This is a genomic window from Botrimarina hoheduenensis, assembly GCF_007859815.1.
Classification (GTDB): domain Bacteria; phylum Planctomycetota; class Planctomycetia; order Pirellulales; family Lacipirellulaceae; genus Botrimarina; species Botrimarina hoheduenensis.
Genome location: NZ_SJPH01000004.1, coordinates 33546 through 59783 on the forward strand (window position 1 = coordinate 33546; position 26238 = coordinate 59783).

Annotated in this window: 16 protein-coding genes; 8 read left to right on the forward strand and 8 right to left on the reverse strand. The window is 63.4% G+C overall.

Annotation, left to right across the window (positions count from 1 at the left end):
• Window positions 1–399: 399 nt before the first annotated feature.
• The 4 genes from Pla111_RS10160 to Pla111_RS10175 all read left to right on the forward strand — a co-directional run bounded on the left by Pla111_RS10160 (window position 400) and on the right by Pla111_RS10175 (window position 7988).
• Window positions 400–1644: a DUF1559 domain-containing protein gene (locus tag Pla111_RS10160; RefSeq protein ID WP_146573989.1), complete on the forward strand. Its 1245-nt coding sequence runs from the start codon at window positions 400–402 to the stop codon at window positions 1642–1644.
• 218 nt (window positions 1645–1862) lie between these two features.
• On the forward strand, window positions 1863–6461 hold the full coding sequence (locus Pla111_RS10165; protein ID WP_146573991.1) for a Calx-beta domain-containing protein: 4599 nt from the start codon (window positions 1863–1865) through the stop codon (window positions 6459–6461).
• A gap of 119 nt (window positions 6462–6580) precedes the next feature.
• Window positions 6581–7765 (forward strand): transglutaminase-like domain-containing protein, encoded by a 1185-nt coding sequence (locus tag Pla111_RS10170; RefSeq protein WP_197524936.1) that lies wholly within the window; start codon window positions 6581–6583, stop codon window positions 7763–7765.
• A 43-nt stretch (window positions 7766–7808) separates the two neighbouring features.
• Entirely contained in the window at window positions 7809–7988 is a 180-nt protein-coding gene (locus tag Pla111_RS10175; protein ID WP_146573993.1) for a hypothetical protein, read from the forward strand.
• An 822-nt stretch (window positions 7989–8810) separates the two neighbouring features.
• On the opposite strand, the gene Pla111_RS10180 is transcribed toward Pla111_RS10175, so the two are convergent.
• Window positions 8811–9314, reverse strand: a complete 504-nt coding sequence (locus Pla111_RS10180; protein WP_197524937.1) for a MerC domain-containing protein — start codon at window positions 9312–9314, stop codon at window positions 8811–8813.
• Between the two features lie 444 nt (window positions 9315–9758).
• Here Pla111_RS10180 and Pla111_RS10185 point away from each other — a divergent pair, with 444 nt between their 5' ends.
• Window positions 9759–11408: a SpoIID/LytB domain-containing protein gene (locus tag Pla111_RS10185; RefSeq protein WP_146573997.1), complete on the forward strand. Its 1650-nt coding sequence runs from the start codon at window positions 9759–9761 to the stop codon at window positions 11406–11408.
• Between the two features lie 12 nt (window positions 11409–11420).
• On the opposite strand, the gene Pla111_RS10190 is transcribed toward Pla111_RS10185, so the two are convergent.
• Window positions 11421–12437 carry a DUF1559 domain-containing protein gene (locus Pla111_RS10190; RefSeq protein ID WP_146573999.1) on the reverse strand — a complete coding sequence of 339 codons (1017 nt, stop codon included), beginning with the start codon at window positions 12435–12437 and terminating at the stop codon, window positions 11421–11423.
• A gap of 137 nt (window positions 12438–12574) precedes the next feature.
• Complete coding sequence (locus Pla111_RS10195) at window positions 12575–13888, reverse strand: outer membrane protein assembly factor BamB family protein (protein ID WP_197524938.1); 1314 nt, start codon at window positions 13886–13888, stop codon at window positions 12575–12577.
• 204 nt (window positions 13889–14092) lie between these two features.
• Between Pla111_RS10195 and Pla111_RS10200 the strand changes: the two genes are divergently transcribed.
• From Pla111_RS10200 to Pla111_RS10210, 3 genes are read left to right on the forward strand one after another with little or no spacing between them, the layout of a single operon-like run.
• Complete coding sequence (locus Pla111_RS10200) at window positions 14093–14608, forward strand: MarR family winged helix-turn-helix transcriptional regulator (RefSeq protein WP_146574003.1); 516 nt, start codon at window positions 14093–14095, stop codon at window positions 14606–14608.
• Window positions 14605–15909: an efflux RND transporter periplasmic adaptor subunit gene (locus tag Pla111_RS10205; RefSeq protein ID WP_197524939.1), complete on the forward strand. Its 1305-nt coding sequence runs from the start codon at window positions 14605–14607 to the stop codon at window positions 15907–15909. The genes Pla111_RS10200 and Pla111_RS10205 overlap by 4 nt, the downstream gene beginning before the upstream one ends.
• Before the next feature lie 50 nt (window positions 15910–15959).
• Window positions 15960–19433 carry an efflux RND transporter permease subunit gene (locus Pla111_RS10210; protein WP_146574005.1) on the forward strand — a complete coding sequence of 1158 codons (3474 nt, stop codon included), beginning with the start codon at window positions 15960–15962 and terminating at the stop codon, window positions 19431–19433.
• 42 nt (window positions 19434–19475) lie between these two features.
• Here the strand turns inward: Pla111_RS10210 and Pla111_RS10215 are convergent, their stop codons facing one another.
• From Pla111_RS10215 to Pla111_RS10235, 5 genes are all read right to left on the reverse strand, one after another.
• Window positions 19476–20801, reverse strand: coding sequence for a LamG-like jellyroll fold domain-containing protein (locus tag Pla111_RS10215; protein WP_197524940.1), 1326 nt, complete (start codon window positions 20799–20801; stop codon window positions 19476–19478).
• A 100-nt stretch (window positions 20802–20901) separates the two neighbouring features.
• Window positions 20902–22773 carry a sulfatase gene (locus Pla111_RS10220; RefSeq protein WP_146574009.1) on the reverse strand — a complete coding sequence of 624 codons (1872 nt, stop codon included), beginning with the start codon at window positions 22771–22773 and terminating at the stop codon, window positions 20902–20904.
• A gap of 334 nt (window positions 22774–23107) precedes the next feature.
• Window positions 23108–24175, reverse strand: a complete 1068-nt coding sequence (locus Pla111_RS10225) for a type III polyketide synthase (RefSeq protein ID WP_146574011.1) — start codon at window positions 24173–24175, stop codon at window positions 23108–23110.
• Window positions 24176–24205: 30 nt separating this feature from the next.
• The gene (locus Pla111_RS10230) at window positions 24206–25390 is read right to left on the reverse strand and encodes an NAD(P)/FAD-dependent oxidoreductase (protein ID WP_146574013.1); all 1185 of its coding nucleotides are present in this window, start codon (window positions 25388–25390) and stop codon (window positions 24206–24208) included.
• Entirely contained in the window at window positions 25387–26094 is a 708-nt protein-coding gene (locus tag Pla111_RS10235) for a methyltransferase domain-containing protein (RefSeq protein WP_197524941.1), read from the reverse strand. Before Pla111_RS10235 ends, Pla111_RS10230 begins: the two co-directional genes overlap by 4 nt.
• Window positions 26095–26238 lie beyond the last annotated feature (144 nt).

The following is a 26238-nucleotide window of genomic DNA, read 5'->3' on the forward strand; positions in this document are numbered from 1 at the left end:
GGCTGAAGTCGATTCTCATAACATCGAGGTCGTCGCGAGAAGACAAGACAGTTGGTGCGAGCGACTCTTACTTTCCGGCTGGAATAATTTCTGGATAGCGGCAGCAGCCCAGCATAACTTACGGCCTATCCATCGCACTGGCGGATCACTTTCTGTCCCTGCACAAATCAGCTCGCTTGCCCCGCCAGAGGGGCTCAGCAACCGCTTGATGAAGCTTACGCGAAGCCGGCGTGAAGCGGCGATGAAGTCTTGATGAATCTCTCTTCATGACGGTTGCGTGACGCGAAACTTGCGCTGACAACGTCCAGCAGCGAGCCGAATGCGCGTTCGCTTAGGCGTGCTGGAAGAGCCAGGCGCCTCGTGTTGACTCACGCCGCACCTTCCTAGCAAGAGATACCGATGAAGGATTCCCAGCGAGGCGAGGAACGCCTCGGGCACCGCTCTGCCGTTTACCCGAAGTACTTCTTTTGCAGTAAGCGGGCGTTCACGCTCGTGGAATTGCTGGTGGTGATCGCCATTATCGGCATCCTCGTAGCGCTACTGCTGCCGGCGGTGCAAGCGGCCCGCGAAGCCGCCCGGCGTTCAACCTGCGTCAACAACATGCGACAATTAGCGCTCGCGACGCTGAACTTTGAATCGGCGAATCGCTACCTGCCGCCGGGCGCTGGCACCTGTGTAGACACCCAAGGATTGCCTTCGTGGCTGGTGGCGGGTTCGCAAGTCGCCAACGCAACCTGCTACGGGCCCAACTGGGCTCTTCAGTTGTTTGCTTACGTTGAGGAAGGCAGCCTAGCTGATCTTGCCAAGCAAGCGCTGGAGGATCCCACCGAATCGGCACGCGCTAATCCGTGGGATACCTGGGATATGCAGCCCAAGAGTGGACGCAACTGGCGCCCCTTCCACGAGAACGTTACCGGCCTGATGAGCTGCCCCAGCTCGGGCAACTTAGGCGTGCTCGTGCCTTACAACGACGGCGACGATGACACGACTGGAACGGGGCTGGGAAACCTCTCCAAAGGCAATTACGTGGCCAACTTCGGCGGCAGCACGATGGAAGCCGCTGCGCTACAGCCCTCGCAGACTTACACAACACCTCAGCAGCACGAAGCGTGTCCGGGCATGTTTGGTCTAGAGCGAATTCGCAAAGAGCCGGTAACCGCTCGCATTGCCAAGGGAGTCGATCTTGGAAAAGTCTCAGATGGGACCTCAAAGACCCTTATGTATAGCGAAGTGCTTACTTGGAACGAGCCAAACGGCAAAGAAGGTCAACACGAATCGATCAATGAAGGGAACGACGACTGGCGCGGCGTGTGGATGATTCCGAGCATGGGTGCCAGCGCATTCTCGACACGCAATAAACCCAACTCGAGTGTGCCCGATGCGATCTACGCCTGCGGCACAGGCCTAGCCGATCTGCCAGAGGGTCGAAAATTGCCTTGCACGGAGGTGGATGTGCAAAGCTCTCCGGTCTCCTGGGCTTCGCCCCGCAGTGCGCACCCCGGCGGTGTGAACGCGGCGATGGGGGATGGCTCGGTCCGCTTCGTCGATGACGACGTGGATGGCAATCTGTGGCGCTCGGAAGGAACCCGCGCCGGCGGCGACGGAACCGAGCGCTCATGCATGCCCAATATTGAGGCGCAGTGATTCGTGCCGTCTACTGCGGGGCTCCACTCTCGTTCAGTTCGGCCCTTTGAGCTGATTGGCTTTCACGCACTTCACCTTGCAGCAGAAACAATTAATTCTTCATCGTAGCGATACACAACTCCTAACAATCGTTCCCTACAGTCACTCTCACTCTCTAACACATCTACCTCTGATTCTCGGCAACCCCATCTTCCCGACGCATCACCCGGAGTTCCCTAATGCGATTTTCCAACAAGAAGTTGGCCAAGCGTCGCCGTGAATCGGCGCGGCGGCGAGCTGCAGTTCAGCGTCGCACCCGTTTCGAAGGGCTTGAGTCGCGTCAGTTGCTCACGTCCTTCACCTTCCAGCAAGGCCTCAACGGGTACGCCGGACAAGAAGACACCGTACTTTATTCGCGCCAGCCGGAAGTCAACTTCGGCACCGAGGGTTCGATCAGCCCCGACCAGCAAGACGCCAACGGCGTTCGTCAGGGTCTGGTGAAGTTCGGCGACATCTTCGGCAATCTCCCTGGGCAGATTCCGCTGGGATCGACGATCAACTCGGCGACCCTGATCGTCGACGTGGTGAACGACTCGAACTCGTCGATGCAGATGAGCCTCTTCCGCATGCAAGAGGACTGGAGTGAGTCGACCGCCACGTGGAGCAGCTTCGGCGACATTGGCGGCGTTCAAGCTTCGGAAGGCGAGGCCTCGGACTTCCCGCCCGATTCGATTCTGTTCGACCCCGATACGAGCGCGAATAGCCCGACTGCTGGTCGCTTCGACGTGAAGACGTCGCTGCAATACTGGGCGGCGGGCGACAGCAACTTCGGTTGGATGGTCGAGAGCGCCGCCACCAACGGCTGGGACTTCCGCACTAAGGAGTCGGCTCAAGCGCAGCGTCCGCGGCTGATTGTCGACTTCACCGCGCCCAGCGGAGCCGGCCAGTTCGAGTTCCTCAACACCGCGCCGACCGTGGGCGAGGGGGACGCTGGCATGAAGACCACGCTCTTGGAAGTCTACCGCGTAGGGGGCGTCACCGGTGCCGCCTCGGTGAACTACACCATCACCGCCGGCACAGCGACGGCTGGGTCCGACTTTGTCGCCGCCAGCGGCACTCTCAACTTTGCCTCGGGCGAAACCGTCAAGACCATTCCGGTCGATATCTTGGGCGACACTGCTCTGGAAGGGAACGAAACGGTTGTGGTGACCCTTTCCGGCGCGCCGATCGTGGCGGGGCAGGGCGTCGCAACGCTTTCGATTGGCGACGACGACGCGCTGATCAACGAAGTGCTCGCCAACGTCAGTAACGCCAGCGACGAGACCAACCGTGAGTACATCGAGCTGATCGGTACGCCCGGCGCTTCGCTCAACGGTTACTACTTCACCATCTTTGAAGGTGAAGAGGAAGAGTTGGGCGGCACCGCCGGCGAAGCGACCGGCATCGCCGACTTGGTGATTGATCTGAGCGGGCAAACCTTCGGATCCAACGGCCTGCTTGTCATTACCCCCAGCAACTGGGCTTACACCGCTGCGGCGGGGACGAATGTCTTCTCGACGGCGGCGCTCGATGGCGCCGGCGGTAAGATCGAAGACTCGTCTCAGACCTACGCTCTGATTCGTAGCCTCGGCGCTCCGATCGTGCAGGGAGTCGACTACGACACGATCGGCGCCTACGAGAACGCCACGAACCAGGCGATCGGCACGGGCCTCGGCATCCTCGATCAATTGCCTGCCGGCGCGCAAGTCGTCGATAGCGTGGGCGTGGTGGAAGGTGGCGGCGGCGACCGCGACCGCACCCTCGCCCCGCCCGAGATCGGCAACCCAGGTGTCCACGTCCACCAGCCGACGGGCGTTTCTGGTTCAAGCGGTGTGACCTCGGACGCGGTCTCGCGTCGCGCGGGACAGAAGCTGCCTAACTCGATTGGCGCCTGGTTCAATGGCGATATCCTCAGTGGCGACGATTCGACCGGTCCGATCACCTACGCGAACGACACGTTCTTCATAAGCGTTGTCGCTCCGGACGGCGCGGTGCTGACTCCCGGCGCCCCTAACGTGCTGCGGACCGTGTTCTTCGACGTGGAAGATCAGAATGCCGAAGTCGCCGAAGCCGACGGCAGCGTGACCGTCATGCTCCGCCGCACCGGTGACTTGAACGAAACGGTCGATGTGACCTACACGACGATTGGCGGCACGGCTCAGTCTGGCGTCGATTTTGTCGCCAAAACCGAGACGGTCACCTTCGGCGTGGGCGTCGCGGAGATCCCCGTGACGATCAACCTAATTCCTGACAGCGTGGCGGAAGGCTTCGAGCGCTTCACGCTGCAAATCACCGACGCCAGCGGCGACTATCTGGTTACCAACGGACGTGTAACTGGTTCGCCGGCCGCGAACGGCTTGGCCACCGTCACGATCGCCGACGCCGACGTCTCAACCGCAACGTTCCAGAATGGAGTGAATGGTTACTTCGGCACGCAGGACGCCACGATTGATGGCGACCAGCTGTTCGACACTTTCGGTCAGGACGGTATCGTCCGTGTCGACCAGGTGAAGGGCGAAGGGGAAGACACGCCCACCCAAATCCGTCCTCAACAGGGGCTGATTCGTTTCGACAATCTGTTTGGTGCCGGTGCGGGACAAGTCCCCTTCGGCTCACAAATCTTCGACGCTTTCTTGACAGTCAATGTGACCAACGTCTCGTCGGGTGCCGAGGTCAACTTCTTTAAGATGGAGCAGGACTGGGAAGAGATCAACGCTACGTGGCTTGATCCGCAGGGGTCGGCTGGCGGCAGCATTCTGAACGGCGTCACGCCGGACGGAGTGGAAGCTTCCGCCACGCCTGACGGCACGGTGCCCGACGCCGGCCGCGCTGGACTGGTCGAGATTCCGCTCGATGTCGATACGCTCCAAGCTTGGGCCAACGGCGCCGACCAGAATTATGGCTGGTCGATCATTAGCGATTCCGCCTCGCTGTGGAGCTTCAATAGCTCTGAAGCGTTCGCCACAGGAACGTTTCGGCCGGAACTGACGATCCTGTACACCGCTCCGGAATCGGGCAACACCGGCACGTTCGGCCTTTCCGACGCCCAGTACCGCGTGAACGAGGACGCTGGCTCAGCCTCGATTACGATCACCCGCAAGGGGGGATCGACAGGTGCCGCAACCGTGAACTGGAGCCTGAGCCTCGGTACGGGTTCCGCGGCCGATGTGAGCACTCTCTCGGGCTCGGTAAACTTCGCCAGCGGCGAGCTGTTCAAGACTTTCAACATTGGCGTCACGAACGACCTACTCGTCGAGGCGAACGAGAAGTTCACTCTAACGCTCAGCGGCGCCGGACTCGACTTCTCGCGCAGCGAAGCCGAGCTGACGATTCGCGACAACGATTTCAACCCGTTCGCCTCGAATCTGCTGCTCAACGAAATCTGGATCAACTCGCCCGGTAACGATCCCCCATACGAGTTCGTTGAACTCACCGGTACGGCTGGCATCGGCATGGGCTCCCTCTACTACGTGGCGGTCGAAGGTCTCGTGGGAGACCGCACTGGTGTGGCAGAGAAGGTAGTCGACATCGGCGACTTCCGTAACGGCACGAACGGCCACACGCTGTTGACGCCGGACGCCGCCGACTTTGGCTTCAACGTGCCGGCCGGCGCCACGCAGATTGACCGCCTCGGCTCGATCGGCACGGAGAACGTCGCAAGCCAGAACGACTCGACGACCTATTTGCTGCTCTACAGCCCCTTCACCGACCTGACGACGACCTCGTTCGACTACGACTGGGACGATGACGGCTCGTTGGAGTTGCCTAGCGGCGTGCAGATTGTTGACTCGCTCGGCGTGCGGGTGCTTGGCGCCGAAGACCAGTTGTACGGTCCTTCGACCAACGTCGCCGCGTTTGGCGTCTCAGACCCGGACGTGGACGCTGTGAGCCGCTTCCGTGGCGATACGCAACGTAACCGTGGCACGTCTTGGTTCGGTGGCGACTTGTTCCCCGCCGGCGATGACTATCTGCTGTACGAAGCAGGCGAAGCGTTTGGCCTGCCCGTGGCAGGGGCCGCGCTCACCCCGGGTGAGACGAACGTCGGCACGGCGGCTCAAAGCCCGCTCGTTTCGCTCGTAAGTTCTTCGGTCGCTGCGAATGGTCTAGTCACGCTGACCTTCAATGGCCCGATCAGCCAGGTTACCGAGGGTGACGGTGGCGCGGTGGGCCCCGGTGGCGAGGGCATCTCGATCACCGACACCAGCGGTGTCGCCATACCCGGTGTGGACGCCGTTCCGGTCATCAGCGGCTTCGGGACGAACACGCTGACGCTGTCGTTTACCGGCGCCGCGACGACCCCGGGAGGCGGTCTGCCTTCAGGCAACTTCCAGTTGAACTTGGTCGGCAACGGCATCATCGGTAATGGTCGTGCGGTGGACACCGCGAACACCGGATCGGTCACCGGCAGCGATCGCGTCTTGGCTCTATCGCGTCTGTCGGCAGGCGACTTCAACGCCGATGGTCGGGTCGATAACTCGGACCTGAACCTGTTGCTAGCCAACTGGGGTTCGAGCACCGTTCCCCCCACCTGGGTGAACGGTTTCAGCGGCACGGTTGACAATGGCGAGTTGAACGCGCTGTTGGGCGACTGGGGCCTCGGCGCCGGTGCGGCGACTTCGTTCGCGACCACATCGAGCGTCGATCCGGTTGAGTCGGCTGTCGCCGCCGAGCCGGCTAGCTCGACCAAGTCGACTGACGCGGCGTTCGCCTACTACGCCGCTGAAGAAACCCAGCAGGAGGAAGAAGCCCGCCGCGAGCGGCGCGGCTTCCGCAGGGCTGTGGTAGGCATGCGTGGCTAAGTGCAACCAGGACTGGTCAACTTAGTGATAACCGAGAACACGCAGGGGCCGCAGCTATACTGTGGCCCCTGCGTCGTTTATGAATTGCGCTAATGATTCCTCATGGTGAGCAACTATCAATGAAACACATACTAGCCTTGGCGTTCTTCCTAGCATGCTTAATGCCGCAGGCCTTGGTCGCCGACGATGATTTGCGCGCCAATCAGCCCTATTCCGCCAAACAAGGAACGCCGGTTGATACGGAGATCGTTTTCACCGCAGCGGTCACGGCGCCGCACGGGACGAAGCGGCTACGCGTGTGGATGCCGTTGCCGCCGAGCGACAACGCCCAGCAGTGCGAATCGCTCAGTTTCAGCACCTTTCCGACCGCTGTCGATCCGGAGATCGGCGCCGAGAGTCGCTATGGCAATCGCTTCGCTTACTTTGAGTTTATCGAGCCGAAAGGCGCGCAACTCATTACGCATCGGCTGCGTGTGAAGACGCGCGAACTCGTTTGGAACATCGACCCGGCAGCCGCTTCCACCCCAACGAAATGGCCCGACGAGTTTGCTCCTTACTTGGAGGCTGATACGGCGATAGCGCTCGGGGAAGACGGGGAGTCTCTCTTGCAAGATATCGTCGCCCCCCAGCAAGCCGCGGCCGAACCGAAGAACGCGAACCTTACCAGGGCGATGGACTGGATCGAACAGAATCTTCAATACGATCACGCGAATGCTTCGCTCGCCGCGAGCGCGGAGCATGCCCTGCGCGAACGCGCTGGCCATTGCAGCGATTACCACGGGCTGTGCGCCGCTTTCGGCCGAGAGTTGGGTTTCCCGACGCGGGTCACCTATGGTCTGGCGCTCTTCCCGAAAGACTCGCCGTCCCACTGCAAACTGGAAGTCTATCTGCCCCCTAACGGTTGGGTGAGCTACGACCTGTCAGAAACACAGAAGATGCTCTCAGCGATCAGCGCTAACGGGGAACTCACTGAGAAAGAGCGAAAGACTTATGCCGAGGCAGCGCGGCGCCGACTCCATCGAGGATATCGCGAAGCGGCGTGGCTCCTAATGACGCGCGGAACCGACTATGACCTGGAGCCCACCGCAGAAGGGCGCGTGAATGTCGTGCGGACCCTCTATGCCGAGGCGGATGGGGTGGCCCTCCCCGAGCCCGATCCGGCGAATCCTCATCAACGCGAATTCGCCTGGATGACCTCGCATCGGTACGATAGCAATCGCACGATGCCGATGCCGTTCCAGGACCTGACGACGCTCACTCCCTTTCATATTGACCTTCCCCCTTCAAACGAGTCCAGGTTCTGATCGAAGATCAGGCGGATTGGACGCCACTTGAAGGAGGCTAGAGATGCCTAGAGGCAAGAAGCACACGGCTGAAGAGATCATCGGTAAGCTCCGCGAAGCGGAGGTTCACCTCTCCCAGGGGAGCACGCAGGAGCAGGCGGCCCGGTCGATTGGAAGTGCATTAGGCTGTAGCTTGAATGACTCGATCGTCTTCAACCCCGGAGGCCCCTATGTCACGCGGTAACAAGATCCCGGCGCCGGAAGCGCCCGAGTGCCCGGCGGAGATGTCGCCGGATGATTGCTTGGTGCGGATCGTCGGGCATGCGCTCGATCGGAGTGAAACAGGCAACATGCCAAGCGCGCGGAGTTATCGAGTATTTACTCAAAAACCCCGGTAACATACCGCAAGAACTCGAAGAATAACGCGCTCGATCGCAATGCCTTGCAATGCGGCAGCGATCGCGTAAAGTCTCGTGGAACGTAGAGGAAAACGCCGCTCAGACGCCACGTCTTGGCCGGATTCGGGACGCAGAGGTCGAAGGTTCGAATCCTTTCAGCCCGACTGGTTTTTTTGGCGGTCTCGGCTTGTCTTAGCCAAAACCTCGCCACGCTGCTTTTCTCGGCGGTCTCGGCTTGTCTTCGCCAAGACCTCGCCACGCTGCTTTTCTCGGCGGTCTCGGCTGGGCTTCGCTGGGCACCCGGCGCTTCGACGCTTCACTGGGTTTGACGGGTTCACCGCTTCACCGCGTTTCACCACTCCCACGGGAGGGGTAACCCGGGGTAAGCGGTGAAACGCTGCCACGCACGCCGCACGGAACAAACACGGCAAGAACAGAAGATGCCCGCTGCCCCGGCCCCGCTTGTCCGGCACCGGACGCCGGGTACCCTCGAAAAGCACCGCTGGGCAAGCCCGCCGTAGCACCCGGCGCGAGGGACGCAGCGCTGTGCCAAGATGCTGTGCAGCCTACAGTACTCGTATGCCGGGCCCACATGCCGGGCCCGAACACCTGTCACCGGATCCCGTTATCCGCATCCCCTCCCCGCATCACCTGTGCGGTGGGGGGCTTCAGCCTTCGTGCGGGTGCTGATGCCCCGACTTGCAGCACAGGCAGGCGTAGCGATGGTTGAGCAGGTGAGCCGCCACGAGGATCACGCCCGCCATGGGCGGCAGCACCACCGCGTAGCGGCTTAGCAGCGACTCGCCCGTCGCGGCTGTTTGGCTGCCGGGCAGGCACGCGGCACACGAGAGACCGGCGACGCCAAAGGCCTCGATCGCCAGCAGTCCCACGCCCAACAAACCGAGCAACGCCGGGGCGATCTTGCCGTGCTTGCGGAAGCCAGGGGCAAAGGCCAGCACCGCCACGGCAAAGCAAAGGGCGGTCATCCCCTGGTGGAAACCCTTGCCCGCGACCCAGCTGAGCCCCAACGCCGGCAGGTAGCCAACCGTTACCGGCACGAGGGCACAGTGCACGGCACAGGCGACCGAGGCAGCGATACCGGCGGCATCGCCCCACGCGGCGCGGGACGCTACGGCACGGGTTTCAGCGGCGGAGGAGGTTTGGCAGGGCATCGACGGGTTGGCTCGTGAGCAAGACAGGTCGGTCGGGCCGAATCCGCGCATCCGTTGGGCGGCTCGCAGCACCTCGCGATAGCCTCGTAATTTGCACGATTTTGTCGGTTATTTCTAGGGGTAAGCCGTCACGAATTGCCCACACGGGGTCAGGGCAAGCGCACTACCACGCCCCCCCGCAGGGGCCTACTGGGCACGCCCGCGGGGCCTCACGGCGCTGCCAGGGCCTCACGGCGCTGCCGCCGGGCCCACGGGCACGCCGCCGGGCACCCTGCGACGGGCACCCCTGCGGGCACCCCGGGGCACTGGCCAGGAGGCGTGCGCAAAGGCGCTGATAGCGTGCGGCGTCGAACCGTCAGTTTTCCTGCTTCTTGGCTAGACTGGGGGGGTAGCAAGTAATCCGCTCAGGCTTCTCCCCATCGGTAACGGAACAGGCAGAACGTGATGGAATCCCGCAACGGACGTTTCTTTGGTGCTCTGGCAGCGGCCCTGTCGGTGCTGGTTCTTTCGGCCGGCCCCGCCCGGGGGCAGTCGGAGTTCAACGCCCGGCCAACCATAACGGTCGATGTGGACAACAACCCGGCTCTGCGGCGCAACGTGCCGACCGAGTCGGAGTACGTGCCCGGCGTGGTGGTCAGCGAAAACGGGCTGGCGAGCTTCGAGGCGCTCAAGGCCCAGGCGGTCGCGGCCCGCACGTTCGCCTATTTCATCGTCGATGATCGGCCCTCGGGCGTCATCGGCGACGGCCAGAACGATCAGGTCTTCAGCGGCTCCACGCCGCGCGCCATCCACTACGCCGCCGCCCAAGCCACCGAGGGCGAGATCCTCTGGGTACGCGACACGGTGGGCGTGCAGCGCGACGTGCTGATTGCCTCGTTCTATGTGGCGGGGGCGATCCCGACCGCGCCGTTCAACCCCGCCAGCCCCAGCGCCCGACCGGCACCCGGCGCTCCCAGCACGGGCAACACCGAGCGGTTTGTGACCTACACGTATGAGGACGGACTCTTCGCGGGCAACAACCTGGGGACCACGCTCGGCTTTGTCGGGTCGCCGACCAACCCCAACTGGCCCAACCGCGGTGCCAAGAGCCAAAACGGGGCCGACTATCTCTCAGACAACTCGATCAATTATCTGGACATCCTCAAGTATTACTACGGTGCCGATATCCAGGTGCGCACCGCCAAGACCGCGGGTACCGGCGTGGAGTTTAGCCGCAAGGTGCTCACCGACTTTGACGACTACGGCAGCGGACGCGCCTCGGACGGGGTGATCGGCGGCCATGAAGGCGTGTTTGGCAGAGCCCCGACGTTCTCCGGCAGCACCACCGCCAACCTCGCCGGTTCGACCGCCGAGCGTGACGCAACCACGGCCCACGAGGGAACGCACTCGCAGCGGATCGATATCAACTACGACGAAACGCTCGGCGGTGACTTCCTGCTGCGGCACGTCGCGGGAGCACGATTCAGCGACTACGGCGGCAGCCAGAACGTCGCGGAGTTCGAGTCGAACCTACAGTTTGAATCGATCGGGGCGGTCGGCTTCTGGATGAAGACCACCGATCCGGGCCTCGAGGTCTCGCTCGCGATCGATGACCCGGTGACGGGGGATCGCGGGGTGCGCCGTCCGGTGATCGCCGACGGGCAGTGGCGTGAGTACCGCTGGCAGCTCGATGAAGCGAGCGAGTGGGAAGCGTGGGTCGGAGCCGGCAACGGGCAGATCGACGGCACGTGGGTCACGCTCGATTCGATCCAAATCTTCGGGGCGAGCGACGCAACCGTTTTCTTGGACACCGTCTTTTGGGACCCGCAGGCCGAGTTTGTTGCCCCGCCCACGCCTGGCGACTTCAGCGGCGACGGGATCGTGGACAACACGGACCTGAATCTGTTGCTGGCCAACTGGGGTGCCATGGCAGCGCCGCAGCCAACCGGCTGGAACGGTGCCGCGCCCAGCGGTCCGACCATCGACAACGACGAACTGAACGCGCTGCTGGCCAACTGGGGCGTTGGTGTCACCGCCATCCCCGAGCCGGCGGCCCTGGTTGCGGTCGCGCTGCTGGTAACATGCCAAGCATGCCCGCGAGGTCGCAAGTCGTAGCGCCGGTGTGGTTCAGAACCGGACGACTTCTTCCCCGGCGATCGTGCTGATGGCACCCAGCCAGAGCCATTCGTCGCTCATCCGGATGTCTTCCACGCCGTTGGGATTGAGGCCGGTCGCCTCAGCGTCTTGCCCCGATGACAAGGCCTGGGTGTGCCCATCGAGGAAGACAAACAGCGTGACTGTCGGGTGTTCGCTGCCGAAATTCTGGTTGCTGCGCCGGTCGCGGCTGCCCGGATCCGAGAGCCCGCCTTCCGTGCCGCGTAAGATCGTCTCGATACGATCTCCCGCCAGGAAGCAGGTGTCGCCCTGAAAGTAGTGAACCCGATCCGCCGGCCAGTCGGGATCAGCCGGTGGAAGATAGCGTTCACCGATCGCGAGCGTCTTCGACAACCCGTCGGTCACTTGCTGCCCGGTCACGCGTGAACCGCTAAAGATCGGACCGGCCAGCGTGGCGTCGATCTCGTTGCGTGCAACAAAGATATTGCCGACCGGGTTTTCTTCGATGAAGTCGTTGGCCTCCATGCCCATGTCTTCCTCAAGGCCAGCGTTCGCGGCATAGTCCCCGAGCACCGCGGCCCCTGTAACCAACGGGCTGGCGTCGTCGTTGTCAAAGTCGCGGTCCGCGGCGGCGGAGCGGCGGCTGGGGCACGCGTAGGCCTCGATCGGGGTCCGCATCGCGACGGCGTTGCTGGGGGCATCAACACGATCCGCAGGCACCTGCGCGTCGTGGATCGCCTGCTCCTCGAGCTGCGGCAAGAGAAAATAGGCCCACGACAACGCGTAGGGGTCCGTGGCATTGCGACCGGTCGGGAAACTCCCTTTCGCGTCGTGGTAGTTCTGGATCGCCAGGCCGATCTGTCGCAACTGATTGGTGCACTGCGTGCGGCGGGCGGCTTCGCGGGCCGCCTGCACCGCGGGCAACAGCAGCGCTACCAAGATGCCGATGATCGCGATCACCACGAGCAACTCAACAAGCGTGAAAGCGCGGGAGTGCCGGGCAGTGTTTCTCGGTGGTAGCGACAGCATCGGACCTCTCTTTTACGAAGAAATTTTTTCGGCAAACCGCAGCTGCAAGGCTCGCGGAAAGGGTCTGCCGACGCACTTTGCTCTCGGCAAGTTGAGTTTAGGCGCGGGGCGCTGCCATGACCGCCCCTGAGAGGCGGTTAGTTTCGGTCGGCGTCCTGAGCCCGCACGCAATACAGCCGATCCGCGCTGCGGAGCACGATCGCTCCGTCAGAAACGGCCGGCGTACTCCAGAACTGGCCGGGCAAAGCGTTCGCGGCAATCGGCTCGTAGCCCCGTGGGGGCGAAAAAACAAATGTCGTGCCGGCGTCATCGAGCAGATAGATTTTACCTCCGGCCGCCCACGGAGATGCCCAAAACGTGGATCCCCCTTGAAGCCGCCCCTGATGGATCTGCTCGCCGGTGGCGAGATCGTGCACGCGCAGGATCGCGCCGCGGCGGGGCAGAATATAGATTTTACCGTCCACCACCAGCGGCGACGCCATGCCCACGGCACCGCGGGGGTTGGCCCACACGAGGCCCGCCCCCGCGGCCTCGGGCTGGCTCACCTCGATAGCGCCCTGAGCGCCGGCCCGCACGGCAAACAAGCCACCCGGCGAGCCCCCCCGGCGGACGCGGTTCTCGCTGCCCACGATCAGCGTATCGCCATCGGTCGCGGGCGAGGCCGAACTGCGGCCACCGATCGACATCGACCAGTTCTCGACGCCCGTCGCGGGGTCGTAAGAACGGACCGTCTTGCCGCCAACCACAAGCTCGGTGCGCACCGAGTTGCGCCACACGATGGGCGTGCTCCAATTGGAGACTTCGCCCGGGCGTTCGACACGCCAGCGCTGCTCGCCCGTGGCCTTATCCAGAGCAACCAGGTGCGACTGCTGCTCGTTGTCGTTCTGCACGAAAAGCAGCCCCTGATGAAGCGCCAGGCTGCTCGCCGATCCCCAGTCGTTGGCCATCGGATAGACGCCCAAGTCCTTCGACCAGCGCAGCTCGCCGTCGAGTCCGTAGCAGTACAGCCCGTTAGGTCCGAACGAGGCGTACACAAACTCGCCATCGGTCACGGGAGTTTCGCTGGCATAAGTGTTGGTGGCATGACGAGGCGCACGGGGGGCCTGCTCGGCCGCGACACGGCTCCACCGCAGTTCGCCGGTTGACAAGTCGTAGCAGCGCACCTCGAACCGATAGCGTGCGGTGTCGGTGCCGGTGCCGGAGTCGGGCGCAACCGGAACCGCACTGGTCACCAGCACCTTTTCGCCCACGATGATCGGCATGGACCATCCCTCGCCGGGGACCGCGACGCTCCAGGCAAGATTGCTGGCAGGGCTCCAATCCGTTGGCGGTGCCGCGCCGGTTGCGACACCGTTGGCCTGCGCTCCGCGGAACTGCGGCCAGTCGGCCCCCGCCGTGGTCGCCGCGCTGAGGATCATAACCAGCTGCAAAACGCGAAATCGGGGGCCCATCGACTCGTCTCCAAGGGGCAAGGCAAGCGCGCAGCGGTGCATCGCTCGATCTGTCAGCTAACCGTTTTGTGATCGGCGCGTCGATGGGGGAGGAGCGCCAGGGGCGTTCCCCCCCCTGTGGCGAGACCCTCAACGCGAAGCCGCACGCTCGGTGGAAAGCCGCTCCAAATTGTCATCCGTCCAAACCGTTACTACAATAACTAAATGTCGGATAAATCAGCACAAGCCACGAAGATAGCAACGGCCGCGAAGGCAAGCCGAGACACCAGCGCCTTGGTCTACGACTTCGATCAGAGCGTCGGCTTTTGGTTGGCGACGACCCATCAAACCTACATGCGTGCGTTTCAGGAGACGCTTTCCCCCCACGGGATCACCTATCGGCAGGCGCAGGTCCTCGGCTGGCTAGCGGCCGAGGGGCCGCTCTCGCAGCGTGAGTTAGCCGAACGCATGCTGATCGAACCTCCTAACTTGGTGGGGGTCCTGAATCGCATGGAGGGTGCTGGACTGATCGAGCGTGGTGCCTGCGCAAGCGACCGTCGCAAGAACACGATCCGGCCGTTACCCGCCGCGTTAACGCTGTGGCGAAAGATTGCGGCTTGCGGTCGGCAGATCCGCGAGCGCGCCGTGGAAGGACTGAAGCCCGCCGAGCGGGAACAACTCAAGAAGCTGCTCGCGAAGGTCCGCGATAACCTGTCCAACGATCCCCACGGAATCGCATGAAGATCCTTTCCGGCTTTCGCACGGCCTCTCGTATAGCGGCTCTGGTGCCGATCCTCGTTGCCCTTGCGACGGTCGCGGCGCAGCCGCCAGGGGCCCCGATGATCGTGGTTTCGCCGGTGGTGCAGCGCACCATCGCTGCGACGCAGGTCTTTGTGGGGACCGTCGCACCGGTCAAGCGGGCATTGATCGGCAGCGCCGTCGACGGTCGTGTTGTGGAGTTCCCCGTTGAAGAAGGCGACCGAGTCGAGTCCGGCAGTAAATTAGCTCAACTGATGATCGAAACGATCTCGCTTGAGCTGGCGGCTGCTGAGGCGGAGCTTGACCTGCGGACACAGCGCCTGGCCGAGCTGCAAGCGGGGTCGCGCCCCGAAGAGATCGAGCAACTGCGGGCCCGCATGGCAGCGACCGAGGCTCGGCGTAACTACAACGAGGCGCGTCTGAATCGTGTTAAAGGGGTCTATCAATCCAACCGCGCGATTACCGAAGACGAGTACGAAGAGGCGATCGCCAACGCCGCCGAAGCCACTGAAATGCACCTCGAAGCCAAGGCGGCGCACGCGCTCGCCGTGGCCGGCTCTCGAAAAGAAGTGATCGCCCAAGCCCGCGCTGAGGTGGCCATGCAGCAGGCGGTGGTCGATCGTCTGCGGGACCAGATCCAGAAGCACACGATCATCACGCGCTTCGCCGGCTACGTCGTTTCCGAGCACACCGAGGTCGGGCAGTGGGTCAACCGAGGCGACCCGGTCGCCGAAGTAGTCGCCCTGGATGAGGTGGAGGTAGTAGCGCAGGTGGTCGAACAGAGTGTGCCGTTCATCCTGCCCGGGTCGATCATCACGATCGAGATCCCGGCGATCCCCGGGCGAACGTTCCGCGGAAAAGTGATGGTCAGCATCCCGCAAGCGGACAGCCGCTCGCGCACCTTTCCGGTGAAGGTGCTAGTAAAGAACGAGATCACTCCCGCGGGTCCGCTGCTGAAGCCGGGCATGTACGCCCGACTGACGCTGCCGATTGCTTCGCAACAGAACGCGATGCTTGTTCCTAAAGACGCGATCGTGCTCGGCGGACGTCAGCCGCTGGTCTTTGCGATCGGTCCGAACGCTTCGGTGGGCTCGGAAGGAACGGTTCGGGCGGTGCCGGTCGAGATCGGGTCGGCGAGCGGCCCGCTTTTGCAGGTTGTCGGCGAGCTGGGTCCTGACGACGCGGTGGTTGTTGAAGGCAACGAGCGGCTCCGCCCCGGTCAGCCGGTGCGGATCGGAAAAGTCTTGGCGCTCCCCGCCGAGTTGCCCACCAAGGCGTCGTAGCCGAACGAACCACACCGTTGCCGTGAATTCCCCATTACACGAGTCGCGCGATGAATCTGATTGACTCGTTCTTGGGCAACCCGGTTAAGGTTGCGGTCGGCGTGCTGTTGATGACGCTGTTTGGCGGTATTGCCTTGCTGCGCATGCCGATGCAACTAACGCCCGAGGTGCAGACGCCAACGATCACCGTCACCACCACCTGGCTCGGGGCGAGCCCGCAGGAGGTTGAGCGGGAGATCACGATCGAGCAAGAGGAACAGCTCAAAGGCGTTGAGGGGGTCCGCAAACTCACCAGTGAGAGCAGCGACTCGCAGAGCACCATCACGCTGGAGTTCAACGTTGGCGAGGACATGGATCAGGCGCTGCTGAAGGTCAACAGCCGCCTGCAGCAAGTGCCCGAGTATCCCGAAGACGCCGATCAACCGGTGATTGTCACCGCCAACTCTTCGAGTCGGCCGATCGCTTGGTTCATTCTGGGCCCCGCCCCGCCCACCGCTGAAGGGCTCGAACAATTTGCAGCGGAGCACCCTGCCCTGCGCCCCTCGATCGAACGGATCGGAGCGACCGAGAACATTGGCCTCCGCTTGCTGCGGCTACGCCGACTGGTGGAAGCCCACCCCGAGGCAGCTGCTCTGGCACCCCCCCCGGAGCTGATCGTTCCGCAGCTGGAGCGCTTCGCCGAGGACGAAATCGAGGCCCGCTTCGAACGGGTCTCTGGCGTGTCGCAGTCGAACGTTTTGGGGGGATTCGAGGATGAGCTGCAGATCATCGTCGACCCCGAGAAGCTCTCCGCCCGACAGGTCACGCTGACCCAGGTGCGCGACGTCTTACGGAGCCAGAATCGTGACACCTCGGCCGGAGACTTCTGGGAAGGCAAACGCCGGTGGGTGGTCCGCGCGCTCAACGAGTTCCGCTCGCCCCAGCAGGTTGAAGAGCAGCTTCTCGCGGTGCGCGATGGTGCTCCGGTCTACGTCCGCGACGTGGCGGAGGTACGGCTCGGCTTCAAGAAACCCAGCGGTCTGGTGCGACGGTTTGGTGAGGCCTGCATCGCGGTCAACTGCCTCCGTGAGACCGGTGCCAACGTGCTGGACGTAATGAAGGAGCTCCGCGCGGTCAACGCCAGCCTCAACGAAAACGTGCTCGGACCGCGCGGCCTGCGACTCACCCAGGTGTATGACGAAACGGAGTACATCAACTCTTCGGTGGAACTGGTTCAGAACAACATTTTCGTTGGCGGTGCCCTGACGATGTTGGTGCTGATGGGCTTCCTGCATTTCGGAGCCCGTGCGCTCGTGGTCGGCCCGCTGATCCTGGCCACCTCGCTCGCGGCGGTGTACGTCTCACCCTGGTGGTTTGCGACCTGTGTTGCGTTGATCATTGGGGCGGGCTTCTGGTTCGCCCGCGGTGCATTGGTGGTTGGGTTGGCGATTCCGACAAGCATCGTCGGCACGTTCTTGGTGCTGGGGTTGCTGGGGCGTTCGCTTAATGTGATCAGTCTGGCGGGGCTGGCGTTCGCCGTGGGCATGCTGGTCGATAACGCCGTGGTCGTGCTCGAAAACATCTATCGCCGACGCGCGCTGGGCGAAGCGCCGTTCGTCGCCGCCGCCCGCGGAACGCAAGAAGTGTGGGGAGCCGTGCTCTCCTCCACGCTAACTACCATCGCGGTCTTCCTGCCCGTGATCTTTGTCGAGGAGCAGGCCGGACAGCTGTTTCGCGACATCGCGCTGGCAATCAGCGCCGCGGTGGGGCTTTCGCTGATCGTTTCCGTGGTGGTGATCCCCACGGCGGCGGCCCGACTGCTGAAAGACCCCCCGGCAGATACCGATAGCAGCACGCACCGACTGACAGGAGTTGATCGCTTGGGGCACGCTTTCACGGGCTCGATCGTTGGCCTGAACGCCGCAATCCAGCGCAGCACGTTCGGCCGAGTGGTGACGGTGATCGCCCTCGTGGGGCTTTCGGCGGGGGTCAGTTGGGCGTTGTGGCCGCGTGTGGAGTACCTGCCGACGGGCAATCGGAATCTGGTGTTCGGAATCGTGTTGCCACCTCCCGGTTACAACATTGATCAGCTCATGGAGCTCGGCGAAACCGTCGAACGCGAGCTTAAGCCCTATTGGGATATCGACCCTTCAGACACTGCCGGTAACCAACTTGACGGGCCCGCGATACAAGATTTTTTCTTCGTCGTCCGTGGGAGAAGCGTCTTCCTTGGCGTGCGGGCCGTCGATCCGTTGCGCTCAGCGGAACTGGTTCCGCTGGTGTCGCGCATCGGGGCGAAGCTGCCCGGCGCGTTTGTCGTCGCCAAGCAGTCGAGCCTGTTTGAAGACGGTTTGACCGCCGGCCGAACGATCGATATCGAGATCACGGGCCCCGACGTTGAACGGCTTGTTGATCTCGGACGGATCGCGCTGGGGGGCGTTGCCCAACACTTGCCCGGCAGTCAGGCACGCCCCGTGCCGAGTCTCGACCTGTCGAGTCCCGAGGTCCACGTGCGGCCCAAGCTGATGCAAGCCGCCGAGATGCAGATGAGCGCCACCGAGATCGGTTTCGCCGTGGACGCCCTGGTCGATGGTGCCTATGTGGGCGATTATTTTCTTGAGGGCAAGAAGATCGACCTGACCGTCATCGGCGAGAATCGCTTTACGGGACGCACCCAAATGATCGGTGCCGTGCCGGTTGCGACCCCAACGGGTCAGCTCGTTCCGCTCACCGCGATGGCGGACGTGACGCTGGCCAGCGGCCCCGAGCAGGTCAACCACCGTGAGCGTGTCCGCGCGATCACGATCGAGGTATCGCCTCCTCCTGAGGTCGCCCTGGAAGACGCGATGAACATCATCCAACAAAAGATCGTGCCGGCGATGCGCGAGACCGGTTTGCTCAGCGGATCGTACTCGGTCGGGCTGGCGGGCACCGCCGACAAGCTCCGCGAGACCTGGCTGTCGCTGCGGTTCAACATTCTCCTGGCGCTTCTGATCACCTACCTGCTGATGGCGGCGTTGTTCGAGTCGTGGCTGTACCCGTTGGTGATCATCTTGACCGTGCCGCTCGGTGCGGTGGGAGGAATCATGGTACTGGCAATCCTGAACCTGTTTACGCCGCAACCGCTCGATGTGCTAACGATGCTGGGCTTTGTCGTGCTGATCGGAACCGTTGTAAACAACCCGATCTTGATCATTCACCAGTCGCTCAACCTGATACGCGATGAAGACTATCCGCCGCGCGAAGCCGTTCTGGAGAGCGTCCGTACGCGCGTGCGGCCCATCTTCATGACCACGACCACCACGCTACTGGGCTTGGCTCCGCTGGTGTTCTTCCCCGGCGCAGGCAGCGAACTCTACCGCGGCTTGGGAAGCGTCGTGCTGGGCGGTTTGCTGGTTTCGACCGTTTTCACGCTGATCCTGGCACCCACGCTGTTCACCCTCGCGCTCGATACGAAGCGGGCGCTGCGGCAGATCGGGGCACGCCGCACCTCTGGTCCAAGCGCTCTGACGGCGGACGCCCACGAGAAACGGATCGCGGTGTGATCCCCTCAGGGGACCCTGTCTACGCGTTGCCAAGCCCGACGCTCAAACCGCCACGCGTTTGAGAAGGCCCGCGCTGCAGAAGATGATTAGCAGTCTGAGCCCGGTCGGTTCGGGGATCGTTTGGGCCGCTGAGCTGGCTTGCCAGGCGGCGACCCACGCCGCGTAGTCATCGGTGGTCGTGGCGGTGGGTGTCGAGTCGTTATGCAGTGCCAGCGGAGTCCCCACGGCATCGCGCCACACGGTGTAGTCGGCCACGTCGATCAAGCCGTCGTCGTTGTAGTCGCCGGCCAGAACGGCACCGACCTCACCGAGCCTGCCGCTACGAAACACGCCTTCGGTTTGGTAAGTCAGCTCCAAATCGAGCGGAAAGAACGGGTTGTACGCGGCACCTAGCGGCAAGCTTTGGCCAGGACCAAGGACCGATTCGTCGCTCAGATAGCCTTCGGCAAGCAGGTTGCTGCTGGGCGTGCCAAGCCGTTCCCAGCCGTCGCCCAGGCCAGTGGCCGCGCCAAAGCCGGACCGATCCTGAGCCTGTAGACTGGCCCATCCCGTTGGCGAGAGCGCGCCGCTGGCGCTGGTCAGTTCGTAGTAGCCCAGTGCGATTGGTTGGTCACTCGGGTTGCGAATCGCGATGCCGCCGCTCGTTGGATCAACATCGATAACTAGCGCCGCGACGGCGCTCGCCAGATCGCCAATCTCTGCGTCGTTGAGGGCCGTATCGTAGAGGCGGAAGTCGTCCAGCAGCCCGATGAAGTCGCCTGCCGGGTCAAACGCCGGCGAACGCCCGAGATTGAGGTTCGTAGCCATCCCGCCGCTGGTGTTGATCAGCGTGGCCCCCGGATTTCCGCCGGTCGGTGTGGCAGGGAGCTCAACCCCATCCAGAAACACATCGATGTCGAGATAATCCACGGCACCGCTGGGTACGCGAATCGCCAGGTGATGGAAGCCCGCCGACGCTCCGGTAAAGTCGAACCCGCTACCCCAAGTGACATTGCCACCGCTGTAACGCAGCCGGATGCCCCCCCCTTCGAGCGATACATCAAACGACTGACCGGTATTACTCCGGCCATAACCAAACATCTTGTTCTCAACGCCCTGCTGCTCTTGGCTGAACCAGAACGCGATCGTGCGTGGATCGTTGCCGGTTGGGGCGGGGTTGAGGGACGAGCTCAGCAGCCCGTACGACAGGCCGTCGTCGTTCGGCAAACGGATGGCTTGGCCCAACACGCCCGGGACCCCCGCCTCCACCTGCCCGACCAGCAAGCCGTTATTGTTTCCGCCGGCCGAATCAATCAGCGTCGCGCCGCTGATGTCGGCGTTGTCAAACGTGTAGTGGACGAGCAGGCCAGCGCGAGCTGAAGCCGGCATGATCATCAGAGCAATAAGCAACAGCGACCTTGCCTGCATCGTTCGCACGGCATGAGAACCAAAACGCGTGGCGAGAAGCTGTGGGGATTGTAAGTGTGATTCAGTCACGGCGGCGGCCTCCCCGCAAAGCGAGCAGCGCGGCTGTTGAAAGCAGCCCCCCCAGCGACGTGGGCTCGGGCACACCGGCCACCATGGCTTCGAAAGCGCCGGCACCCAAGCGATTGTTGTAGACCGTCTTGAACTCGGCGAAGTCGAACCGATCGATCAGGCCGTCCAGATTGATATCGCCGACCGCGTAGGCGAGCACCGGATCGATTTGTGAGAGGTTCATACCGAAGAGCCCCCGCAGCAGTCCCCAGTCGGTTTCATCGATCACACCGTCCGTGTTGAAGTCACCCTGGAAGGTGCGCCACATCACCGGCGGTAGATCAACCGTCAAACCACTCTGGCGATTGACGGGCAAAGCGGCTTGGCTGCGTTTCAGATACGCGTGGAGCGCTAGGCTTAGCTCAAAGGCTTCCTCGCTGCCCGCGACGAACACATCGTTCGTCTCGCCGATATCGGTTGTGAGGTTGTAGAGCTCATACGACTCGGTCTCGTAGAAATAAAGGAGCTTATGCGTCTCGTCGGCCACGGCGCTGACGAACGAGCCGCCCGTGATGGCACCGCCGCCAAGCTTGTGCTGGTTGCTACGATGCGGGTAATGCCAGTAAAGATTGCCGCGGTCGTACGCTCCGCCGGTGAGCGCCGCGGCAAAACTTTTGCCATCCATGCCGGAGTTGCGTGGCGTCGCGGCACTAGCGCCGGTTAGTTCGAGCAGCGTCGGATAGAGGTCGTGAGTCGCAGCTAGCGCATTGGTAGCGGTCCCCTGCGCGATAGCGGGGTTACCAGTCCAACTGGCGATCAGTGGCGTGCGAATACCGCCCTCGTACAGGCTCCCCTTGCCGTCACGCAGCGGCTGGTTTTCCGTCGCGGGGGCCGACCCCAGCTCGGAGATAGTCAGGCCGCCGTTGTCTGAAGCAAACAGCACGATCGTGTTGTCGCGGATACTGTCGCTCGTGTTGCCATCGCCGTTGGGGTCGTCCAACCGATCGAGCACGCGACCGAGCGAGCGATCCATCTCCTCGACCATCGCCGCATAGATCGGGTTGTCGTGTCCCTGCAAGTCGGTTCCCTGCCCATTCAATATGGCGATCTTGGCCGTGTACTTGCTCACGGTTGCCGCGGGGGCCTGCAGGGGAACGTGAACCTGATACGAAGACATCAGCAAGAAGAACGGGTCGGGGTCGGCAGCCCGCTGGGTGATGAACGTCTCGGCGAAGCCCGAAAGCACGTCGGTCAGATACGTGTCCGCCGGATAGGTGCCCGGCGTGTCGATGCCCGGCATACCGCTCCAGCGGCCGTCGGGACCTGCAAAGAACCCTCCCTCACCGTCGCAAGGGCAGCCGGATCCGCCCCCCGCGATGTTCGAGTCGAAGCCGTTGGAGAGCGGGCTCCCCCCCACATGCCATTTGCCGATGAAGCCGGTGTCGTAGCCACCGGCTGACGAACCGAGCGACTCGGCAACGGTGATCTCGGCTGAACCCAAGCTGCGGTTAAAGACGGGCGACTGGAGCGTAGCACTGGTGTTGACGCCGCCGCCGGTGTGGTCGCTGAACCCGTGCAAACCCACGGACTTGCCGGTGAGCAACGACGCCCGCGTGGGCGAGCAGACCGGTGCCGAGGAATAAGCGCGCGTAAAGTTGACCCCTTCGCTGGCCAGGCGCAGCAGGTTGGGCGTTTCGTAGACTGCGCTGCCGGTGGGATTTAGCGCGGCATCGTGCTGCCAATCGGTCCAGCCCATGTCGTCGACAAAGAAAACGACAACGTTGGGTCCCGTGGCGTGGCTCGCTTGGTTCAAGCCCAAGCCCCCCACGGTCAAGCATGCCAGCAGCCCAAACTGCTTCGCGAACCTGAGCGCTACTGATTCCAAGGAAAACCCCGTGGTCCTATGGCAACCGAAAACGGCGTGGCAACAAGCTAAAATAAGCGGTCGCCTGCGCGGGCAACCCGCGACAGAGAGGCCGAGCAGGGAAACTCCACCGAAGCAGGGTGTCTTACGGTGAATCTCGGCCCTTGGTAGCCACTGGACGCGGCCGAAAAGCACGCTAACCGCTTACCTGGCATGCACTAATGACCGATCGGAGCGGCAGGGCGAGCACGAAATGACGCCTAATGCGTACCGCACCCATGTGTCGCGACAGCGGCATTCCGAATCACGACTTGTGCCGCGAAAGAGGGGCGTTGGGGCTCTCGGAAGCACCGCTCTAGACCCACAAGGCTGCCTCGGCGACCACCCCTGGACCAAACCCCAGCGCCACACAGGGGGCCGCGGCACCCTCGTCTCGCAGACGCCGCATCACGAACAGCGCGGTCGCGCTCGACATGTTGCCGTACTCGCTCAGCACGGCCAGCGAGGCGGCGGTGGCCGACTCGTCGAGCCCGAGCGCGGTACGGCAAGCCGACACAATGCGGGGCCCGCCCGGATGGATCGCCCAGGAGCGCACGTCGTTCATCGCGACTCCGTGTCGCTCAAGCCAAGCCGGCAGCCAATCGCCCAGCGTCTCTTCGATCACTCCGGGCAGCTCGGCCGAGAGGCCCATCTCAAAGCCGTGGTTACGCACCCGCCAGGTGATCAGTTCCTGAGTATGGGGAAGCACACGCGAACCGGTCGCCGCGAGTCGCCAAGGTTTCGCGGCCGAATCCGGTGGCGGGGTTGATCGGCCGATCACCGCGCCCGATCCATCCGCAAACAGCGCATTGCCGGCGACCCGTTCGTTATCCCAGTGAAAACAATAATGGATGCTGCACAGTTCGGTCGCGACCAGCAGCACGGTGGCGTCGGGCTCGGCGGCGGCCAAGCCACCTGCGACCCGCAAACCGTTGATCGCTCCGTGGCAACCCATGAAGCCGACATTCACTCTTTGCGTGTCGGGCGAGAACCCCAGCTCGTGGATCAGCGCGAGATCGACTCCCGGTGCCTCGAAGCCCGTGCAGGACACCGTCACCAGGTGGGTTACTTCTGCGGGCGCGATACCGCTATCGGCCAGCGCGGCTTGGGTCGATCGGATCGCGAGCGGCGCGGCGTGGGTCTCGTACCAATCGGTTCTTTCGGCGATCGTCGGCCCGTTGGGATCCCCCTCCCAGCGGAACGCTTCCGTGTAGGGAACGCAGGTGCGCCGCTCCTCAACTCCCGAACGCCGGTGCAACACCTCCACCAGACGCTGCTGCTTGTCGGTCTCGCACGCCACGCGACGGGCCAGCTCGATCGCATCGGCTCGGTTCAGCACATGATCGGGAGCGGCAACGCCTAGACCGTGTAGATAAAAACTCATCAACGATTCCGTTTTCTCAGAGCAAGATAATCATCGGTGCAACACGTATGGTACCGAGGGCGTGGCGGGGGTCGGGTCGATGCTGCGCACCACCGGAGCCGCGAGCCACGGTGCCGCGGTGATCGCGCGCAGCACCCAGGGCGTTACCGAGCGCCCGCCCATCAGATTGCAAACCATCCGGCAGCGCTGCTGCTGACGCCCCACCGCGCGGCGATGCCGCCGCTGCCAGCGTTCAACGATGTCTGGCTGCCAGGTTTCGATCGCTTCTTCAGCAAGCGGAGCGAGCTCGATCGCCGATCGCAGCGCCCAGCCGATCCCCTCGCCGGTGAACGGCTCCACATAGCCCGCGGCGTCGCCTAGCAGCAAAGCACGCTCGGCCCCCAGACGCTCGGGGCGTTGCGTCAGCCGCGGGGCGGTCCGCCAGGTGGCGGTAGCCAGGCCTTCAGGCAACGGCGCACGGGCGCGGCGGAGGATCCTCGCCACCGCTTCGACGATGCCTAGCTCTGCGGCGGCCGCAGTGGACAAAGCCGCCGCGATATCAAGCCGGCCATCGGGCAGACGCACCACGCCCGCATAGCCGTGCCCCTCGTCGCTGCTAACCATGGTCAGCTCTCCTGGCGGATAGCTGTCCGCGTGATCGTGCAGGGTTGCGCCGACCCCGAGTCGGCTATCGAGACGCCGCTTGATGGTCGGACGCTCAGCAGGCGGCAGCAAAGCGCTCGTTCCCAGGCCCGCCGCGATGACCACCAGTCGCGCCCGCACGGTCGTGGCGAGGCCGTGAGCGTCTTCCAGCGTGACCTGGCGAAAAGCTCCCTGAACGGGGTTCAACCGCGCACGAACCCCGGTTCTCACCTCCGCCCCGGTTCGGGCGGCGCTCTGTGCGAGGGCCGTGTCGAACTCGGCTCGGCAGATCGCTTGGCGATTGGCGAGCCCTAGTTTCACCTCGGCGCGCGGGCCACGGAGCGACACCGTCGTGAGGGGTTGAGCGGCGTAGCCTTTTTCGACGCCGGCCTCGCGCAGCGCCCCCAGCGCGATTCCCCCCAAGCAGCCGCCGCAAACCTTCGGACGCGGAAACGCCGCTTTATCGACCAGCAACACGCGGTGCCCGGATTGCGCTAAACGTTGCGCGAGCAGCGCCCCCGCCGGGCCGGCACCGACGATACACGCGCACCACCGATCGGATGCGTCTGATTGGGATGCGGGTTTCGAGTTCATGCGTCGTCACGTCTCCAAGTGACGAGCAACCGCTGGGGCCAATCGCGTGCAACGCGGGCCCGCTTTAGCTCCGCCGCGGCTACGCGTTGGCGCATCTCATCAAGCGTGTAGGCAGCGGCCACCGATTGTGGTCCGTCGTATTGAACGATCGGTGAGCGGGTGAGCGTGCGGCAAGCCAACTGGGCCAGCCAATAGCCAAGTCGGCTGCGGCGGAGGTCGCTTACCACAATGCCACGGTCGGCCGCGGCGGCCATCCGTTTCAGCAGCCCCTCGGTGTCAGTATCTTCCAGGTGATGGAGAAACAGGCTGCTCATCACCACATCGAACCCTTCCGGTAACGGATCGTTGAGAACATCAGCTTGGCGAAATCGAACCGAGGCCCCGCTCGGCACGCGTGCGGTTGCGGCAGAGACCGCGGTGGGGCTGATATCGATTCCTTCGATCTCGACAGGTACGCCTGCCGCCTGGGCGCGACGCCAGACGCCAAGGGCCACATCGCCGCCGCCGCTGGCGATATCCAGCAGCCGGAGCGGCCGCGATCCGCGGGTAGTCGTCACCTGCCGAACCGCGCGCCAAACCGACGCCGCAGCCCCGCTCGCCACATTCAATCGAGCCAAACCGCGCAGCGCTTGGGCGTGGTGCCGGGGATCCAGATCCGGGGCATCCATCAGCTCGGGCTGCAAATTGCGTCGTGCTAGACGCATGGGCTGTCTCGGGAGGTCAAAGAACGTCGTGGCACCAGGCAACTCAGAAAGCCCGCTTAACAAGAAGCGAACCGAATTGATCCGCATCCGCTAGTGACCGCTGAGCAGCCGCGCCGGACCGGGCAAACGTTTTTTTCGCTGTCT

Excerpts from the sequence above, each read along its gene's own strand:
- Pla111_RS10160 (WP_146573989.1), top strand. The coding sequence starts at position 400 with ATGAAGGATTCCCAGCGAGGCGAGGAACGCCTCGGGCACCGCTCTGCC.
- Pla111_RS10165 (WP_146573991.1), top strand. The coding sequence starts at position 1,863 with ATGCGATTTTCCAACAAGAAGTTGGCCAAGCGTCGCCGTGAATCGGCG.
- Pla111_RS10170 (WP_197524936.1), top strand. The coding sequence starts at position 6,581 with ATGAAACACATACTAGCCTTGGCGTTCTTCCTAGCATGCTTAATGCCG.
- Pla111_RS10175 (WP_146573993.1), top strand. The coding sequence starts at position 7,809 with ATGCCTAGAGGCAAGAAGCACACGGCTGAAGAGATCATCGGTAAGCTC.
- Pla111_RS10180 (WP_197524937.1), bottom strand. The coding sequence starts at position 9,314 with ATGCCCTGCCAAACCTCCTCCGCCGCTGAAACCCGTGCCGTAGCGTCC.
- Pla111_RS10185 (WP_146573997.1), top strand. The coding sequence starts at position 9,759 with ATGGAATCCCGCAACGGACGTTTCTTTGGTGCTCTGGCAGCGGCCCTG.
- Pla111_RS10190 (WP_146573999.1), bottom strand. The coding sequence starts at position 12,437 with ATGCTGTCGCTACCACCGAGAAACACTGCCCGGCACTCCCGCGCTTTC.
- Pla111_RS10195 (WP_197524938.1), bottom strand. The coding sequence starts at position 13,888 with ATGGGCCCCCGATTTCGCGTTTTGCAGCTGGTTATGATCCTCAGCGCG.
- Pla111_RS10200 (WP_146574003.1), top strand. The coding sequence starts at position 14,093 with ATGTCGGATAAATCAGCACAAGCCACGAAGATAGCAACGGCCGCGAAG.
- Pla111_RS10205 (WP_197524939.1), top strand. The coding sequence starts at position 14,605 with ATGAAGATCCTTTCCGGCTTTCGCACGGCCTCTCGTATAGCGGCTCTG.
- Pla111_RS10210 (WP_146574005.1), top strand. The coding sequence starts at position 15,960 with ATGAATCTGATTGACTCGTTCTTGGGCAACCCGGTTAAGGTTGCGGTC.
- Pla111_RS10215 (WP_197524940.1), bottom strand. The coding sequence starts at position 20,801 with ATGCCGGCTTCAGCTCGCGCTGGCCTGCTCGTCCACTACACGTTTGAC.
- Pla111_RS10225 (WP_146574011.1), bottom strand. The coding sequence starts at position 24,175 with ATGAGTTTTTATCTACACGGTCTAGGCGTTGCCGCTCCCGATCATGTG.
- Pla111_RS10230 (WP_146574013.1), bottom strand. The coding sequence starts at position 25,390 with ATGAACTCGAAACCCGCATCCCAATCAGACGCATCCGATCGGTGGTGC.
- Pla111_RS10235 (WP_197524941.1), bottom strand. The coding sequence starts at position 26,094 with ATGCGTCTAGCACGACGCAATTTGCAGCCCGAGCTGATGGATGCCCCG.